This window comes from Luteimonas rhizosphaerae (genome assembly GCF_002849595.1).
GTDB classification, from domain to species: Bacteria; Pseudomonadota; Gammaproteobacteria; order Xanthomonadales; family Xanthomonadaceae; genus Luteimonas; species Luteimonas cellulosilyticus.
Window position 1 is genome coordinate 347,707 of the sequence record NZ_NRQR01000026.1, and the last position, 16,744, is coordinate 364,450.

Annotated in this window: 13 protein-coding genes and 2 pseudogenes; 9 read left to right on the plus strand and 6 right to left on the minus strand. The window is 70.2% G+C overall.

The features are described 5' to 3' along the window. Positions 1-12: 12 nt before the first annotated feature. From hslV to CJ022_RS14965, 6 genes and pseudogenes are all read left to right on the plus strand, one after another. Positions 13-564, plus strand: coding sequence for an ATP-dependent protease subunit HslV (gene hslV, locus CJ022_RS14940; protein WP_101927403.1), 552 nt, complete (start codon positions 13-15; stop codon positions 562-564). Between the two features lie 185 nt (positions 565-749). Then, positions 750-2,092 (plus strand): annotated as a pseudogene (hslU, locus tag CJ022_RS14945) (ATP-dependent protease ATPase subunit HslU). A gap of 74 nt (positions 2,093-2,166) precedes the next feature. Further along, positions 2,167-3,363, plus strand: coding sequence for a DUF1176 domain-containing protein (locus CJ022_RS14950; RefSeq protein WP_158238437.1), 1,197 nt, complete (start codon positions 2,167-2,169; stop codon positions 3,361-3,363). Between the two features lie 51 nt (positions 3,364-3,414). Continuing rightward, positions 3,415-3,858, plus strand: a complete 444-nt coding sequence (locus CJ022_RS14955; RefSeq protein ID WP_101927405.1) for a hypothetical protein — start codon at positions 3,415-3,417, stop codon at positions 3,856-3,858. 87 nt (positions 3,859-3,945) lie between these two features. Further along, positions 3,946-4,302 carry a type II toxin-antitoxin system prevent-host-death family antitoxin gene (locus tag CJ022_RS14960; RefSeq protein ID WP_143704005.1) on the plus strand — a complete coding sequence of 119 codons (357 nt, stop codon included), beginning with the start codon at positions 3,946-3,948 and terminating at the stop codon, positions 4,300-4,302. 2 nt (positions 4,303-4,304) lie between these two features. Continuing rightward, positions 4,305-4,952: an AAA family ATPase gene (locus CJ022_RS14965; protein ID WP_199171566.1), complete on the plus strand. Its 648-nt coding sequence runs from the start codon at positions 4,305-4,307 to the stop codon at positions 4,950-4,952. Positions 4,953-5,036: 84 nt separating this feature from the next. On the opposite strand, the gene CJ022_RS14970 is transcribed toward CJ022_RS14965, so the two are convergent. The 4 genes from CJ022_RS14970 to CJ022_RS14985 form a co-directional block, all read right to left on the minus strand. Then, positions 5,037-6,158, minus strand: a complete 1,122-nt coding sequence (locus CJ022_RS14970) for an HlyD family secretion protein (protein WP_101927586.1) — start codon at positions 6,156-6,158, stop codon at positions 5,037-5,039. Then, positions 6,155-7,765, minus strand: coding sequence for an MFS transporter (locus CJ022_RS14975; RefSeq protein ID WP_233198824.1), 1,611 nt, complete (start codon positions 7,763-7,765; stop codon positions 6,155-6,157). The genes CJ022_RS14970 and CJ022_RS14975 overlap by 4 nt, the downstream gene beginning before the upstream one ends. A gap of 286 nt (positions 7,766-8,051) precedes the next feature. Next, the gene (locus CJ022_RS14980) at positions 8,052-9,530 is read right to left on the minus strand and encodes a SulP family inorganic anion transporter (RefSeq protein ID WP_101927408.1); all 1,479 of its coding nucleotides are present in this window, start codon (positions 9,528-9,530) and stop codon (positions 8,052-8,054) included. Positions 9,531-9,709: 179 nt separating this feature from the next. After that, on the minus strand, positions 9,710-10,165 hold the full coding sequence (locus CJ022_RS14985) for a nucleoside deaminase (protein ID WP_101927409.1): 456 nt from the start codon (positions 10,163-10,165) through the stop codon (positions 9,710-9,712). 103 nt (positions 10,166-10,268) lie between these two features. Between CJ022_RS14985 and ubiE the strand changes: the two are divergent. From ubiE to CJ022_RS15000, 3 genes and pseudogenes are all read left to right on the plus strand, one after another. Continuing rightward, positions 10,269-11,004: pseudogene (ubiE, locus tag CJ022_RS14990) on the plus strand (bifunctional demethylmenaquinone methyltransferase/2-methoxy-6-polyprenyl-1,4-benzoquinol methylase UbiE). 288 nt (positions 11,005-11,292) lie between these two features. Continuing rightward, on the plus strand, positions 11,293-13,416 hold the full coding sequence (locus tag CJ022_RS14995) for a M1 family metallopeptidase (protein ID WP_101927410.1): 2,124 nt from the start codon (positions 11,293-11,295) through the stop codon (positions 13,414-13,416). Positions 13,417-13,695: 279 nt separating this feature from the next. Then, positions 13,696-14,430: a hypothetical protein gene (locus CJ022_RS15000; protein ID WP_101927411.1), complete on the plus strand. Its 735-nt coding sequence runs from the start codon at positions 13,696-13,698 to the stop codon at positions 14,428-14,430. 24 nt (positions 14,431-14,454) lie between these two features. Here CJ022_RS15000 and CJ022_RS15005 read toward each other — a convergent pair whose 3' ends face one another. Both CJ022_RS15005 and CJ022_RS15010 read right to left on the minus strand, forming a co-directional pair. Then, positions 14,455-14,937: a hypothetical protein gene (locus tag CJ022_RS15005; RefSeq protein WP_143704006.1), complete on the minus strand. Its 483-nt coding sequence runs from the start codon at positions 14,935-14,937 to the stop codon at positions 14,455-14,457. 115 nt (positions 14,938-15,052) lie between these two features. Beyond that, the gene (locus CJ022_RS15010; RefSeq protein WP_101927587.1) at positions 15,053-16,552 is read right to left on the minus strand and encodes an MATE family efflux transporter; all 1,500 of its coding nucleotides are present in this window, start codon (positions 16,550-16,552) and stop codon (positions 15,053-15,055) included. Positions 16,553-16,744: the final 192 nt, after the last annotated feature.

Here is a 16,744-nt window from a genome sequence, read left to right on the forward strand (position 1 = left end):
CACGGAGGCCGCATGGACCCCAGCCAGAACCCCAGTGTTTTCCACGCCACGACGATCCTGTCCGTGCGCCGCAACGGCAAGGTCGCGATCGCCGGCGATGGCCAGGTCACGCTCGGCCACACGGTGATGAAGGGCAACGCCCGCAAGGTGCGCCGCCTCGGCAAGGACGGGCGCGTGCTGGCCGGGTTCGCCGGCGCCGCCGCGGATGCGTTCACGCTGTTCGAACTCTTCGAATCGAAGCTGGAAAAACACGGCCAGCTGACCCGCGCCGCGGTCGAGATGGCGCGCGACTGGCGCACCGAACGCCGCTTTGGAAAGCTCGAAGCGCTGCTGACGGTCGCCGATGCCGAGACATCGCTGATCATCAGCGGCACCGGCGATGTCATCGAACCCGACGACGGCATCATCGCGATCGGCTCGGGCGGCTCGTACGCCCTGTCGGCCGCGCGCGCCCTGATGGCGCACACCGAACTCGACGCACGCACCGTCGCGACCGAAGCGCTGCACATCGCCGGTGACATCTGCATCTACACCAACCGCAACGTGGTCGTCGAAGAGCTCTGATCCGGAAAAGAGCCCTCGCCCGCCTGCGGGTGAGGGGTTGGGGTGAGGAGCCTTCGCTTCCGTACTCCAGTCGCTGCAATCGACGCCGTGCCATCGTCCCTCATCCGCCCACCGGGCACCTCCGCGTCCGCGGAGGCAAGCGCTTCTTCCGCACGCGGGAGAACGAAGCAAGCGAGAAGTCCCTTATGCCAAGCAAGCCCGATACCTCCAGCAGCACCATGACCCCGCGCGAGATCGTGCAGGAACTCGACCGCCACATCGTCGGCCAGCAGGCCGCCAAGCGCGCCGTCGCGATCGCGCTGCGCAACCGCTGGCGCCGCGCGCAGCTGCCGGCCGAGCTGCGCAACGAGGTGATGCCGAAGAACATCCTGATGATCGGCCCGACCGGCGTCGGCAAGACCGAGATCGCGCGGCGGCTGGCGACGCTCGCCAACGCGCCGTTCGTCAAGGTCGAAGCGACGCGCTTCACCGAGGTCGGCTACGTCGGCAAGGACGTCGAGCAGATCATCCGCGACCTCGCCGACACCGCGGTCAAGCTGTATCGCGAACAGGCCAAGGTGCGCGTGCGCACGCAGGCCGAAGAGCGCGCCGAGGACCGCATCCTCGATGCGCTGCTGCCCAAACGCGAGGCGCCGCCGCCGACCTTCGGGTTCGGCCCGCAGGCGACGGTGGACATCGGCGCCGAGCCGTCGAGCCAGGAGTCGGAAACGCGCCGCAAGTTGCGTCGCCAGCTGCGCGCGGGCGAACTCGATGCGCGCGAGATCGAGCTGGAGCTCGCGGCCGGGCAGGGCGTCGACATCATGACGCCGCCGGGCATGGAGGAGATGGGCCAGCAGCTGCGGCAGATGTTCGCCAACCTCGGCGGCGGCAAGACCCACAAGCGCAAACTGACGATCCAGGCCGCGCGTCCGCAGCTGATCGAGGACGAGGCCGGCAAGCTGGTCAACGAGGACGAGGTGCGCGAGGCCGCGATCGAGGCCTGCGAGCAGCACGGTATCGTCTTCATCGACGAGATCGACAAGGTCGCCAAGCGCGGTGAGAACGTCGGCGGCGGCGATGTCAGCCGCGAAGGCGTGCAGCGCGACCTGCTGCCCCTGGTCGAAGGCAGCACGGTCAGCACCAAGTACGGCTCGGTCAAGACCGACCACATCCTCTTTATCGCCTCGGGCGCGTTCCACCTCGCCAAGCCCAGCGACCTGATACCCGAGATGCAGGGCCGCTTCCCGATCCGGGTCGAACTGACCGCGCTGACCAAGGACGATTTCGTCCGCAGCTGAAGACCGAAGGCGTGGGCCTGACCTTCGCCGACGATGCCGTCGACCGCCTCGCCGAGATCGCCGCGCACGTCAACGAGCGCCAGGAGAACATCGGCGCGCGTCGCCTGCACACGGTGCTCGAACGCCTGCTCGATTCGCTGAGCTTCGAGGCGCCCGACCGCAACGAGCCTGTGGTCATCGACCGCGACTACGTCGACCGCCATCTGGGCGAACTGGTCGAAGACCAGGACCTGAGCCGCTACATCCTCTGATCGCGTCCGCGTTCATCGCGGTGGCACATCGGGCCCGCATCATGGCGGGCCCGATCGTGTGTGGACGACCTGCAATGTCGAACGCTGCATGCAAGGTGCTGGTGGTGCTGGGCCTGCTGGCGTCGACAAGCGCCTGCGCCCCGCGCGATGCGACCCCGCCCGGGGCCGTCGCGACGCCCGCGGCGACACCGGGCACCGACGCGGCCGTATCGCGCGACGCACCGGGCGTGCAGGCCGCGCCCGCCGGCACGCCCGCGGCGCCGGTGTATCGCACGTTCCGCGATGTCGTCGTCGCCTGCGACAACGCCCGGCGGTGCGCGGCGATCGCGGTCAGCGACAGTGCGTCGGGCCTGGTGCTGTCGCTGACCCGGGACGCGGGGGCGGACGGCGCGCAGATGCTGCGGCTGCGCGCGCCGTGGGACGGGATCGAGGCTTCCGGTCTGCAGCTCGACGATGCCGCCGCGCCTGCGCTCGCCGCGTTGCCGTGGCAGCGCGACGCGGGCGAATCCGCCGGCTTGCGGCTCGACGATCCCACGGCGATCGCGCGTTTCATCGAGCAGGTCCGCGACGGCGCGCAGTTGCGCAGCGGCGAGCGGCGCGTGTCCCTGTCGGGCCTCACCGCGGCGCTGCTCTACATCGACGCACACCAGCAACGGCTCGACACGCCCGGCGCCTGGGCACGACGCGGCGAGCGCGATGGCGCCGCCGTGCCGGACGCGCCGGCGCTGCCGGTGCTCGCGCGCGTCGCGACACCGCCGCCCGCGCTGTCCGATGCGGCCGCCGCGCGGCTCACGCGTGGCGTGCGCGCGTCCCAGGCGGCTGCCTTGCAGGCGCAGGACTGCAATCCGGCGGGCGGCGACTTCGATGTCGCGCGCCAGGACGCCGCGGTCGCGCTCGATGCGCGCGACGCGCTGGTGTTCGTGACCTGCTTCAGCGGCGCCTACCAGGCATCGAGCCTGGTGTTCCGCGTGGCGCGCGACGGCCGTGAGGTGCGCCGCCTGACGTGGCCGGTGCCGCACCTGTCCGACGACAGCGAGCCGCTGGCCGATCTCGATCTGCTGGTCAGCCCCGACTTCGATCCCGCGACCGGCACGCTCGGCCAGTTCGCGAAGGGCCGTGGCATCGGCGACTGCGGCATCAGCGCGCACTGGCGGTTCGACGGCCGGGCGTTCCAGCTCGCGCACTACGCCGAGATGACCCGCTGCGGTGGCCTGACCGCCGACGACTGGCCGGTCCTGTGGCGCGTGGCGGCGCCTGCCGGCATGCCTTGAGCCCGCCGGGCGACGTTGCCACAATCGCGCACCCTGTCCGGTGTGCCGCTCATGTCCCTGTTGTTCCGACTCGTCGCCATCCTGCAGATCGCCGGTGGCTTCTACGGCCTGGCCAGCGCGCTGGTGCGTCTCGCCGGCGGCGTGCCGGGCGGCGCGGCACTGCTGATGCTGGTGTTCGGCTTGCTGCTGTCGACGTTCGCGCTGATCGCCGGCGTGCTGCTGCTGGAAGGCGACGCGCTCGGCGAGCGGCTGTCGCGGATCGCGCTGGCCCTGCAGATCCCGCTCGTCGCGAGCCCGTGGCTGAGCTATGCCTGGCATGTCGGCGCGACGGTGCCGCTGCAGTTCCGCTTCGGTCGCAGCGTGGTCGTCGGCGTGGACTGGTCGGTGCCGTCGGAGGCGTTCCGGCTGGCCCTGGCCGGGCCGTCGACGGTCGCGTTGGGCGTGAACCTGCTGGCACTCGCGCTGTGGCTGGTGCTGCGCTTCGCCCGCCGCTGAGGCGGACGCCGGCCCCGGCACTGGCGTGAGGGGCCAGAAAGGCCATTTGGGGTATATTGGCCCGACCCTGCCGCAGGAGTGGACGCGATGACGATGTCCCTGAAACTCGATGCCCTCGACGCGCTGACGCGCACGCCGGCGTCGGACGTCAAGAAGCTCGGCTGGCGCGGGGTCATGAAGACCGTCGCCCGCGACGGCAAGGTCGTCGTGACCCACCACAACACGCCCGAGGCGGTGATCCTGTCGGCCGACGAGTACGCCGCGATCCTGCAGGCGCTCGACGCGGCCGGCGCGGCCCAGCGCTCGGCGCTCGACACCCTGCGCGCGCGCTTCGACGACCGGCTGTCCGCGCTGCAGGCCGACGACGCCGCGGTGCGCCTGCGCAGCGCGATGCGTGGCCCCGCGCGGTTGCGCGGCAAGGTCAAGGCCGGCGCGACCTGCTGAGCGTGGCACGTCCGGTCCTCTACGTGCTGGCCGGCGTCAACGGCGCCGGCAAGAGTTCGGTCGGCGGCCATCTGCTCGAACGCGCCGGCCTGGCGTGGTTCAACCCCGACATCTTCGCGCGCGAGCTCGCTGCCGCGACCGCCTGCACGATGCCCGAGGCGAATGCGGAGGCTTGGCAGGAAGGCATGCGCCGGCTCGACGTCGCACTCGCGAACGGGCACAGCCATGCGTTCGAGACCACGCTCGGCGGCAACACCGTGCCAGCGCGCATCGCCGGGGCCGCGCGGACGCACGACGTGCTGATGTGGTTCTGCGGCCTAGCCTCCGCCGAGCAGCACATCGCGCGCGTGCAGGCGCGCGTTGCGGTCGGTGGCCATGACATTCCGGAAGCGAATATCCGCGCGCGCTGGACACGGGCACGCGAGAACCTCATCGCGCTGATGCCGGTGCTCGCGCAGCTACAGGTCTACGACAACAGCGTCGACGTCGCGCGCGGGAACGCGGTGCCGGATCCGGTGCTGCTGCTGGAGATGATCGACGGCGCGCTGGTGGTGCCGGATGCCAGCGACGTCGACGCGCTGGCGGCGACGCCGGAGTGGGCGAAGCCGGTGCTGGAGGCGGCGCTGGAGTTCCTGGACCGACGCGACTGACGCGCGCCCTGCAGCCTTTCGACGCATGGCCAGTCAGAGAGGCCGCGGTTGCCGCCGATCGCCGGAGGCGCGGCGGGCCCGGATTCAGGGCGCGCGCGAAGGCCGCGAGTCGGCCGCGCGCTCCCCCGCTCCCGTATCCACACTGACCTCCACCGACATGCCCGGCCGCAACCGCGCCGCCAGCGGCTGGTCGCGATCCACCGCGATCCGTACCGGAATGCGTTGCGCGATCTTGACGAAGTTGCCGGTCGCGTTGTCCGCGGGCAGCACGCTGAACTCCGAACCGGTCGCGGGTGAAATGCGTTCGACGCGGCCGGTCAGCCGCGCGCCGCCGAGGGCGTCGACGGTGAAGCTCGCCGGCTGGCCGACGCGCATGTCGACCATCTGCGTTTCCTTCATGTTCGCCAGCACCCAGACGTCCGCCGGCACCACTGCCATCAGCTGCGTGCCGGCGTTGACCAGCGCGCCCTGGCGCACGGTGACCTGGCCGAGCAGGCCGTCGTCGGGCGACGTGATGCGCGTGTTGTCGAGATCGATCTTCGCCAGCGCCACCGCGGCTTCGGCGCTGGCCACCGCGGCTTCCAGACTGTCGCGGTTGACGTCGACGCTGCGCGCATCCTGCTCGGAGATATCGAGCGAGGCGCGCGCCTGTGCGGCCGATGCGCGCGCCTGCGCGCTGCTGGCACGGGCGAGATCGCGGTCGTGCTCGGAGATCAGCCGTTGGGCAGCGAGTGCTTCGATACGGCGAAGATCGATCGCGGCGACATCCGACTGCGCCCGCGTCGCCGCGATGTCGGCGGCGCTGCGGGCGATGCCGGCTTCGGCGCTGCGTCGCGACTGCGTGGCGTTCGCCAGCGCGGCCTGCTGCACGCGCAGATTGGCCTGCGCCTGTTCGTAGCGCTGCCGGTAGATGCGGTCGTCGATCGTCACCAGCAGCTGGCCGCGCGTCACCGGCTCGAAATCCTGCACCGCGACCTCGGTGACGTAGCCCGAGACCTGCGGGGCGATCAGCGTCACGCGGCCGCGCACGGTCGCGTTCTCGGTGCTCTGCACGCTGCTGCCGAACGGTGGCAGGCGCCAGGCGTAGAGCACCAGCAGCACGCCGGCCAGTGCGATCGCGGCGAACGCGGCGATCTGCAGCACGCGTCGGCGACGCGATGGTGCGGCCGGCTGTTCGGGTGGGGGTGTCGGGGCGGTTGCGCTCATGCGGAATCCGGGGCGGCAGAAGACGGCGGCGATGCGGGCGTTGCCGGCGCGGCGCGCAGACGCGCCCAGACCCGCGACGCGATGATCCACACCAGCGTGCAGAACGCGATGAAGGCGATCAGCAGGAAGACATCGTTGTAGGCCAGCACATTGGCCTCGCGCGTGGCTGCGCTGCCGAGCGCGCGCACCGCGAGCGCGTTGCGCTGCGCGGGATCCGCGATCGTCGCGGCGTAGCCGTTCGCGGTGGCCTGCACGCGCGCGGAGACCAGCGGATCGAGCAGGGTCAGATGTTCGGTCAGCACACTGGAATGGAACTTCTCGCGCATCGTCTGGAACGTGCCCAGCAACGCGGAACCGAGCAGGCCACCGAGGTTCTGGGTCATGCCGAACAGCACGACGAAGCTGATCAGGTTGCGCGGCTGGCTGATCACCGGACCGATGCCGGCGATCAGCATCGGCCCGAGGAAGAACGTGCTGCCGAACGCGAGCAGGAACTGGCTCACATACATCTGTTCGGGCCGGGTGACGTTGCTGGCCTGCGCGTCCATCAGCGCACCGGTCATCATCAGCGCCAGCGAGATCAGTACCGGTTGCCAGGTCTTCGCCGGATCGATCGTCAGCGCGCTCGTCGCCAGACCGGCCACGCTGCCGACCAGCACGATCACGAACAGCGTGCGCATCTGCTCGTTGCCGAGGCCGAGCGCCTGCAGGAAGCCAACCGCGCCGGTCGCCTGTTCCGACAGCACGATGCGGATCAGCACGATCGCCAGCGCCAGGCGCAGCATCGGCCCGGTCGCGAGCCAGCGCGTGTTGAGCAATGGCCGCGCGCGGACGTGTTCGATCGCGATCGCCGCCGTCACCAGCACCATCGATGCCGCCAGGGCCCACCCCAGCCATGCGGTCTCCGTCCACCATGCGAGACGACCCTGCGCGAGCACCGCGGTCAGCAGCGCGATGCCGGGCGCGAACAGGCCGAACGTCACGAAGTCCAGCGGCTCGAAGGCCTTGTGCCGGTCACCGGGCGGCAATTTCAGCAGCAGCACGCCGCCGAGTGCGACCAGCGCGAGGCCGAGTTCGAACATGTACAGCCCGCGCCACTCGCCGAACTCGAGCAGATCGGTCGAAAACACGCGCGCCAGCGGCAGCGCAAGCTGCCCGATGCCGAGGCCGATCACCAGGCCGCGCAGGCGATGCTTCTGCGGAAACGCCTGCAGCATGTAGTACAGGCCCAGCGTGTTGAGCGCCGCGCCGGCGATGCCGTGGCCGGCGCGCACCGCGATCGCCGAGCCCAGATCGTTGACGAACAGATGCGCCAGCGTGATCAGCGCATAGAGAATCAGGAACGCCTCGGTGAACAGCCGCAGGCCGAACTGCTGGCGGAACTTCACCAGCAGGATGTTCATCGACACGTTGGTCATCACATAGGCCGCCGGCAGCCACGCGATCTCCGATGCGTACGCGCCGAGCGCGCCCTGCAGATTGACCAGATTCGCGGTCACCAGCGCATTGCCGAGGCCGCCGGTGATCGCGACGATGAAGCCGACGAGGCCGAACGCGATGCGCCGCCGCGTGGAGTGCAGCGGCGTCGATGGCGAGCCTGGCATCATCGGCCGCTCGTGCGGCGCCCAGTCGCGCGGCGCGTAGCGATCCGGGCGCAAGGCCGACCGGTCCGGAACCGCGGGAGGCGGCGTGGAGGGCGGCGGACTCGACATGTGGCCAGTCTGTGCCGCTGCCAGGATCAGGACAAGCCGCGCGGCGGCATGCAGCGTTCGGCTCGGCGGCCGCCGATTTCACGGTCCGGCGACCCACGGGCGTACCGCGCACGCGCGTGTCTGCGTGCGTGCGGCGCGCACCGCCGGGCGGACAATGCGACCCCGGCCGGGGTCGTCCGCGTCAATGTCCTGCGGAGAGGCGCGCCTCCGGCTTGTCGTGCACGCCGAGCCGCTCGACCAGTGTCGCGCTCGCGGCATTGAGACCGAGCACCTCGACGTCCACACCACGCGCGCGCAGTTTCATCACCACGGTGTCGAGGGCGCCGATCGCGCTGAGATCCCAGAAGTGCGCGTGTGTCAGATCGATCACCACACGCGGGACCGGTTCCAGCAGATCGAAGGCATCGCCGAATGCGTTGGCCGACGCGAAGAACACCTGGCCGCGCACGGTGTAGCGACGTGTGCCATCGGCGTCGAGCACGTCCTCGACATCGAGCAGCCGGCCGACGCGCCGGGCGAAGAACAGCGCCGACAGCAGCACGCCGGTCAGCACGCCCTTGGCGAGATCGTGCGTCGCCACGGTGACGACGACGGTGCTGAGCATCACCACGCTCGATCCGGGCGGATGCCGGCGCAGGTCCAGTAGCGACTGCCAGCTGAAGGTGCCGATCGAGACCATGATCATCACCGCGACCAGCGCGGCCATCGGAATCATGCCGACCCACGGCCCGGCGAACACCACCAGCGCCAGCAGCACGGTGCCGGCGACCATCGACGACAGCCGTCCGCGGCCACCGGATTTCACGTTGATCACCGACTGGCCGATCATCGCGCAGCCCGCCATGCCGCCGAGGAAACCGGTGGCGATGTTGGCCGCGCCCTGGCCCACGCATTCGCGGTGCTTGTCGCTGGGCGTGTCGGTCATGTCGTCGACGATGCGCGCGGTCAGCAGCGATTCGAGCAGGCCGACGACCGCGAGCGTCACCGACACCGGCAACACGATGCGCAGCGTCTCCAGCGTCCACGGCACGTCCGGCAGCAGGAACACCGGCAGGCTGTCGGGCAGCGCGCCCATGTCGGACACCGTGCGCACGTCGATGCCCATTGCGGCGACGAGTACGGTCATCGCGACGATCGCGACCAGCGGCGACGGCACCGCGCGCGTGATGCGGGGCAGGCCGTAGATGATCGTCAGCGCCGCCGCGCACAGCGCGTACACCGTCCACGGCATGCCGATCAGTTCCGGCAGCTGCGCGGCGAAGATCAGGATCGCCAGCGCGTTGACGAAGCCGGTGATCACCGAGCGCGACACGAAGCGCATCAGCGATGCGAGCTTGAGTACGCCGGCGAGGATCTGGAACGCGCCCGCGAGCAGGGTCGCGACCAGCAGGTACTGCAGGCCGTGGTCGCGCACCAGCGTGACCATCACCAGCGCCATCGCGCCGGTCGCGGCGGAAATCATCGCGGGCCGGCCGCCGAAGATCGCGGTGACCACGGCCATCGAGAACGATGCGTAGAGACCGACGCGCGGGTCGACGCCGGCGATGATCGAGAACGCGATCGCCTCGGGAATGAGTGCGAGCGCGACGACGAGTCCGGCGAGCACGTCGCCGCGGATATTGCCGAACCATTGCCGGCGCAGCGGAATCTTGGAATGCATGGAAACGCCCTGGCGGGGCCGGACACGCGACGGTGTCCGGCGGGATGACGGTGCATGGCATAGCGCGGCGACGCCCGGTGGGCGGCGCGGAAGCGGCGGCTATGGTGGCGTGGTCGTCATCGAAGGGCAGGGCGGCTGACGCGTGGGCGCGCAGTCTAGCGCAGGCGGGCGGGCGCGGCTCAGTCCTCGCCGATGTCCTCGTTCCAGACGTCCGGATGCGCGGCGATGAAACCGCCGAGCAGGTCCATGCATTCCTGGCTCTGCAGGTCGATCACCTCGATGCCGGCTTCGCGCAGCCAGTCGATCCCGCCCTGGAAGGTCTGCGATTCGCCGACGACCACGGTGCCGATGCCGAACTGGCGCACGAGGCCGCTGCAGTACCAGCACGGCGCGAGCGTCGTGACCATGATCGTGTCGCGGTAGCTGCGCTGACGCCCGGCCTTGCGGAAGGCATCGGTTTCGCCGTGGATCGACGGATCGCTTTCCTGTACGCGCCGGTTGTGGCCGCAGCCGAGCAGGCGTCCGTCCTGGTGGTACAGCGCCGCGCCGATCGGGATGCCGCCCTCGGCCAGGCCCTGGCGGGCTTCGGCAATGGCGGTGTCGAGCAGGGCGCGGTAGTCGGGCGTGGCGATCATCGGGGACATCGTCGGCAAATGGCTGACGAGTCTGACCGCAGCGGCCCGCGGGGTCGAGCCGGCATACACGGGCGGACGCCGGCGGATGAGGGATAATCGCCGGATGAACGACGACTCCAGCAAGCCCGGCACCACCCATTTCGGTTTCCGCGACGTCCCCACCGGGGACAAGCTCGGTCGCAGGCAACTACGACCTGATGAACGACCTGATGAGCATGGGCATCCACCGGGTGTGGAAGCGCTATTTCGTCGCGACCGCGCAGGTCAAGAAGGGCGACCGTGTGCTCGACCTGGCCGGCGGCACCGGCGACATCGCGGCGCTGCTGAAGTACCGGGTCGGCGATTCCGGCGAACTGGTGCTCGGCGACATCAATGCCGCGATGCTGCGCGTCGGCCGCGACCGCATGACCAACCGCGGCCAGGTCCGCGGCTTCGAGTACGTGCAGTGCAATGCCGAGACGCTGCCGTTCCCGGACGCGAGCTTCGACCTGGTGACGATCGCCTTCGGTCTGCGCAACGTGACCGACAAGGCCGCGGGCCTGCGCGAGATGCTGCGCGTGCTGAAGGTCGGCGGCCAGGCGCGCGTGCTGGAGTTCTCGGAAGTGAAGGCGGACTGGTTCAAGCCCGTGTACGACTTCCACTCCTTCCAGATCCTGCCGCGGCTGGGCAAGCTGTTCGCCCGCGACAGCGACAGCTACCAGTACCTTGCCGAGTCGATCCGCAAGCATCCGCCGCAGGACGAACTCAAGGCGATGATGGAAGACGCCGGCTTCGCGCGCTGTCGTTACCGCAACCTCAGCGGCGGCATCGTCGCCATCCACGACGGCTACAAGGCCTGACGCGTCCGCGCACGTCACGCGGCCGCTGCATTCCGCGGCGGGACGCGTGCAGCGCAGGCCGGCAGCGCCCGTGAACGAGCCGGGCAGACGCACTGAGCGATCGGACCCGCCAGCCCGGAGCGCGCCAGGAGACATCGTCGTCCCCACGCACGCGGGAATCCGGCGACATGGCGCCATTGATGCCGCGGCCGCGCAGCCGCAACCTGCGTCTCGAACGACGGGAAACCGGGTCCCGCGGACGCTGACCAGCTCTCCGCGGGCCGATCGCGTGCCCTGACGATCGCCTCCATGCGGCTCGCCTCGCGTGGCGCGTCCTCCGTGCCGCCCCGGGGACTCAGGAGCGACACGGTAAACTGCCCGCGGTTTCCGCCCCGAGTATGGTCCGTGATCCGAATTCCCCTGACCCGTTTCCCCCAGCTGGCCTCGCTGCTGCTGCTGTCGGCGCTGGCCGTCACCGGCTGCAAGCCCGACACCGCCGCGACCCCCGACGCCGCGTCCTCCGGTTCCGGCGCGGCCCCCGCCGCCGCCGGCGACCGCGACGAACACTCCTATGCCGAGCCGGCCAAGGTCGTCACCGAGGATCTCGCGCTGGACATCGCGCTGGACTTCGACGCGAAGACCATCGCCGGCACCGCGACCTACACCCTGCAATGGCAGGACGACAGCGCCACCCAGCTGGTGCTCGACACCCGCGACCTGACGATCTCCAGGGTCGAAGGCGAGGCGGGCGGCGCGTGGCAGCCACTGCAGTACACACTGGCCGAGGCCGATCCGACGCTCGGCAGCAAGCTGACCATCGAGACCCCCGAGCGCAATGCCAAGGTCCGCGTCACCTATGTGACCTCGCCCGACGCGTCCGGCCTGCAGTGGCTGACGCCGGAGATGACCGAAGGCAAGGCGCTGCCCTTCATGTTCAGCCAGTCCCAGCAGATCCACGCGCGTTCGTGGGTGCCGCTGCAGGACACCCCGGCGATCCGCTACACCTACACCGCACACGTGACCTCGCGTCCCGACGTCATGGTGCTGATGAGCGCCGACAACGCGCCCGACGCGCCGCGCGACGGCGACTACACGTTCTCGATGCCGCAGAAGATCCCGTCGTACCTGATGGCGATCGCCGCCGGCGACCTGGTGTTCAAGGAAATCTCCGGCCGCGCCGGCGTCTGGGCCGAGCCGGCGATGATCGATCGCGCGGTGGCGGAGTTCGCCGACACCGAGAAGATGATCGAAACCACCGAAGCGCTGTACGGCCCCTACCGCTGGGAGCGCTACGACCTGCTGATCCTGCCGCCGTCTTTCCCGTACGGCGGCATGGAGAATCCGCGCCTGTCGTTCATCACTCCGACCGTCATCGTCGGCGACAAGTCGCTGGTCTCGCTGATCGCACACGAGCTCGCGCACAGCTGGTCCGGCAACCTGGTGACCTTCTCCAGCGCCAAGCACGGCTGGCTCAACGAAGGCTTCACCAGCTACGTCGAGAACCGCATCGTCGAGTCGCTGTACGGCAAGGAAGTCAGCGACATGGAGTTCGTCATCGCGCGCAATGCGCTGGCGGGCTCGATCAGCGCGATGCCGGAAGCGACCCAGGCATTGGCGGTGAAGCCGGGCACCGAGCTCGACGCCGATGGCGCGCTGAGCGCGGTCACCTACGACAAGGGCGCCTGGTTCCTGCAGTTCCTCGAGCAGCGCTTCGGGCGGCAGACGTTCGACGCCTTCCTGCGCGGCTACTTCGACCATTTCGCGTTCCAGAGCATCACCACCGAGCAGTTCCTCGCCTACGCGAAGGAACACCTGTTCGACAAGGCGCCCGACACGGTCACCGACGCCGAGATCCAGGAATGGATCTACGCGCCGGGTATCCCGTCGTCTGCGCCGCAGGTGCTGTCGCGTAATTTCGGCATCGTCGATTCCGCGCGCCTGGCCTGGCTCGGCAGCGCGCAGTTGCCGCCGGCGCAGATCACCGATGCGTGGTCGACCCAGGAATGGCTGCACTTCCTCGAAAGCCTGCCCGAGACGCTGACGGTCGAGCAGCTGGCCCAGCTGGATGGCGCCTATGCGTTCACCGGCACCGACAACGGCGAGATCGCGATGCGCTGGTATCCGCTCGCCATCCGCAGCGGCTACACGCAGGCCAACGAGGCACTGGCCGCGTTCACCGAGCGCGTCGGCCGTCGCAAGCTGATCATGCCGATCTACACCGCGCTGGTGCAGACCGAGCCGGGCCTGGTGCTGGCGAAGGAGATCTTCGCGCGCGCCCGTCCGGGCTATCACCCGATCACGACCGGCTCGGTCGAAACGCTGATCGCCGACGCCAGGCCGGCGCCCGCGCCGCCGACCCCGCCGGCCGCCCCCGAGGCGCCCGACGCGCCCGAGGCCGATCCGGCCACGGTGCAGGCACCGCCGACGCGCTGAGCCGCGCAGTCGAGACGCAGACGACGGCCGCCTTCGGGCGGCCGTTCTGCGTTCTGGCGTGCGGTGCGGGACGGAGGACGGCACGCGGCGACCTCAGCGCATCGAAGCGACGCATGCGCCCCGCGCGGTGTGGAGAACGCCTGACCCAATGGCTGCGCCACGCGGCCTGCGCGTGCGCCGCATCGCGCCAGCGCGGTACGCTCGCGTGATGCCGCGCGTCGCCATCGCCCGATCGCGCAGCCGCACGCGGCACGTCGCCGCCCGTACGAGGACTTCCGCATGACCGCACGACATCTTCCGCTCGCCGCCGCCCTGCTGGTTGCGCTGCTGCCGCTGACCGCCTGCCAGGACCGCGAGGCCCAGGCCGCCGCGCAGGCCGCGTCGCTGGCCGCCGCCAGCGAACAGGCCGCCACCGACGGCGAGCGCGACTTCGAGGCCGCCGTGGCCGCCGAGAACTGGCCGCTGGCGAAGGCCCAGGCCGACGTGCTGCTGGCGCGCTACCCCGACACCGCCGCGGCGGGTCGCGTGCGCGCGCAGTTCGATTCAGTGAAGACCAAGGGCGACGAACTGCGCGAGGCCGCACGCACCGAGGCGCTGTGGAGCTACAACAGCGAGGCCGTCGAAGGCGGCCAGCAGCTGTCCGCGGCGATCTACGCCAAGGACAACCTCGACGTCGACGGCACCGGCGCCAAGCAGGTCCGGTTGATCTTTCGCGACCATCCGTCGTGGGGCCGCAGCAGCTACCTCGTGCTGCAGGCCGGCGATTTCGACTGCTACGGCAGCTGCCGCGTCGGCGTGACCGTCGACGACGCCGCGCCCGTGCGCATGGCCGCGAACCGGCCGAAGACCGACGAGGCGATCGCGATGTTCATCGACGACGAGCGCGCGCTGTGGCGGATGCTGGAGGGAGCGAAGACCGTCAGCGTGGAATTCCCGGTCGAGGCCGGCGGCACCCGCACCGCGGTGTTCGAAGTCGCGGGCCTCGATCGCGCCCGCCTGCCGGCCTGGAACTGAGCGCGCGCGCCGACGCGCCCCGCGTCATCCGCCGATGCAGTTGTTCTGCGCGACGGTGAGCTGCTGTCGCGCGGCGTTGCGCTCGCGCACGATGGCGCGCTGCTGGGCATTCCGCTGCGCGCGCAGGCCCGAGCGGTCGGTGGGATCCGTCGCGTCGGCATTGCGCGCAGCGCGTTGTACATCCGTCGCGGCGAGCTGGCGCTGAGCCGCGGCAATGCGGTAGTCCGACGGCGCCTGGATCGACTGGCGCGCCGTCTGCAGGCAGCGCGCACGCGGCGACAGTGCCGGCATCGGCGAGACCGGGCGGTTGGCATCGTCGGTGAGACCACGCACCGGAGGCGGTGGCTGCAGCACTGAGTTTCCGGTCGGCGTCGCATCGATCGGCCGCAGCGCGGGCGCCGGCGTGGGCAACGGATCGGCCGGCCGGCGCAACTGCTGCGCGGACGCGGACGTCGCGGCGAACGCCAGCGACGAGGCCACGCACAGCAGGAGCAGACAACGGCGCATCGGGACCACCAGTGGCGCCGCAACACCGCGGCCGGTAGTACAGGAATGGACGCGTTGCGCGTCCTGGACAAGCCTTGCCGCGCTGCCGGGTCGTGCCACGTTCATCGCCGCCGGCTCAGGCACGCGCCGGATCCGGCCGCAACGCGGGTTCGCGCGGCGGCGTGTCGGCGACCGGGCAGGGCGGCTGCGCCGGCACCTCGGCGGGAATCGCGATGCTGTCGGCGTCGCCCGGCAGCATGCGCGCGGCGCGCCAGCCGCCGAAGCGGTAATAGCCGACCGCCAGCAGCATCGCGCACAGCGCACTGGCCGGGAAACTCCACCAGATCGCATCGACGCCCAGCACCGGCTGCAGCAGCGTCGCGAACGGCACGCGCACGCCCCACAGCGCGATCGCCAGGATGATCAGCGGCGGCAGCACCGCGCCGGTCGAGCGCACCACGCCGAACATCACGAAGGTCACGCCGAAGAACAGGAACGACCAGATGGCGATGTGGTTGAGATGTCGCGCGATCTCCAGCGCCGCGCTGCCGTCGGGCAGGAACAGCGCCAGCGTGAAGCGGTCCAGCAGGATCAGCGGCGCGATCAGCAGGCCGGTCATCAGGAAGTTGAAGAGCACGCCGTGGCGCGCGATCGCCGACACGCGGTCCCAGCGCCCGGCGCCGACGTTCTGCGCGGCCATCGTCGAGCACGCCGCACCGATCGCCATCGCCGGCATCTGCACGTAGGTCCACAGCTGTAGCGCCGCACCGTACGCGGCCGTGGTCTCGATGCCGTGGTGGTTGACCATCGAGATCATTGCGATCATCGCCGCCGACAGCATCACCATCTGCAGGCCCATCGGCACGCCCTTGACCACCAGCGCTTTCACGATGGTCCAGTCCGGGCGATAGAGGTGCCGCTCGGTGCGGTCGATCCACAGCCGGTGGCGCCGGTGCCGCAGCCACGCCAGCAGCGCCGCGAGGCTCAGCGCATTGGCGATCAGGTTCGCCAGCGCGGCGCCGGCCATGCCCATCTCGGGCAACGGGCCGACGCCGAACATCAGCAGCGGCACCAGCACGATGTCGAGCGCGACCACCAGCAGCAGGAACAGGAACGGCGTGCGCGCATCGCCGGCGCCGCGCAGGATCGCCGACAGGAAGGCCAGCGCGTACAGGAACGGCACCGCGAGGAAGATGATCTTCAGGTACGCCTCCGCGTGCGGCAATGCGCCCGCGGGCGTGCCCATCCATTCCAGCACCACGCGCGACAGCGGCAGGCCGGCCGCGGCGATCAGCACCGAGGCCGACAGGAAGAACGTCGCGCTGGTGCCGATGACGCGCTTGGCCTCCGGCACGTCGCTGCGGCCGATCGCCTGGGCGACGAGGATCGTCGCCGCCATGCCCACGCCGAACACCGCGCCGAGCAGGAAGAACAGGATGTTGTTGGCATTGGCGATCGCCGCCAGCGCGTCCTCGCCGAGAAAGCGCCCGATCCAGACCGCGTTGACCGACCCGTTCATCGACTGCAGCACGTTGCCGCCGAGGATCGGCAGCGCGAACACGAACAGCGTGGATGCGATCGGCCCGGTAGTCAGGTCGCGGGGCTGGGAGGCGGGCGTATCGGAGCGAGGCGGCATGCGCGCATTCAATTGGGAGGCGGATCGCGGACTGGTGAGGATAGGCGGTACGGCCTGCGCTCACGGCCTGCGGGCGTCGCGACCCCGACGTTTCGAACAACAAATCACCTTCAGCCTATGCCCGCGAACGATGTGGGGCATGCTCAGCAGAGGTGGTTCACTTGGATTTAATTGCCTCCGTCCCGTTTTTTC

Bases quoted from the DNA above. Each gene is read 5' to 3' on its own strand.
- hslV (WP_101927403.1), top strand. From the start codon at position 13: ATGGACCCCAGCCAGAACCCCAGTGTTTTCCACGCCACGACGATCCTG.
- CJ022_RS14950 (WP_158238437.1), top strand. From the start codon at position 2,167: ATGTCGAACGCTGCATGCAAGGTGCTGGTGGTGCTGGGCCTGCTGGCG.
- CJ022_RS14955 (WP_101927405.1), top strand. From the start codon at position 3,415: ATGTCCCTGTTGTTCCGACTCGTCGCCATCCTGCAGATCGCCGGTGGC.
- CJ022_RS14960 (WP_143704005.1), top strand. From the start codon at position 3,946: ATGACGATGTCCCTGAAACTCGATGCCCTCGACGCGCTGACGCGCACG.
- CJ022_RS14970 (WP_101927586.1), bottom strand. From the start codon at position 6,158: ATGAGCGCAACCGCCCCGACACCCCCACCCGAACAGCCGGCCGCACCA.
- CJ022_RS14975 (WP_233198824.1), bottom strand. From the start codon at position 7,765: ATGATGCCAGGCTCGCCATCGACGCCGCTGCACTCCACGCGGCGGCGC.
- CJ022_RS14980 (WP_101927408.1), bottom strand. From the start codon at position 9,530: ATGCATTCCAAGATTCCGCTGCGCCGGCAATGGTTCGGCAATATCCGC.
- CJ022_RS14985 (WP_101927409.1), bottom strand. From the start codon at position 10,165: ATGATCGCCACGCCCGACTACCGCGCCCTGCTCGACACCGCCATTGCC.
- CJ022_RS14995 (WP_101927410.1), top strand. From the start codon at position 11,293: ATGCGGCTCGCCTCGCGTGGCGCGTCCTCCGTGCCGCCCCGGGGACTC.
- CJ022_RS15000 (WP_101927411.1), top strand. From the start codon at position 13,696: ATGACCGCACGACATCTTCCGCTCGCCGCCGCCCTGCTGGTTGCGCTG.
- CJ022_RS15005 (WP_143704006.1), bottom strand. From the start codon at position 14,937: ATGCGCCGTTGTCTGCTCCTGCTGTGCGTGGCCTCGTCGCTGGCGTTC.
- CJ022_RS15010 (WP_101927587.1), bottom strand. From the start codon at position 16,552: ATGCCGCCTCGCTCCGATACGCCCGCCTCCCAGCCCCGCGACCTGACT.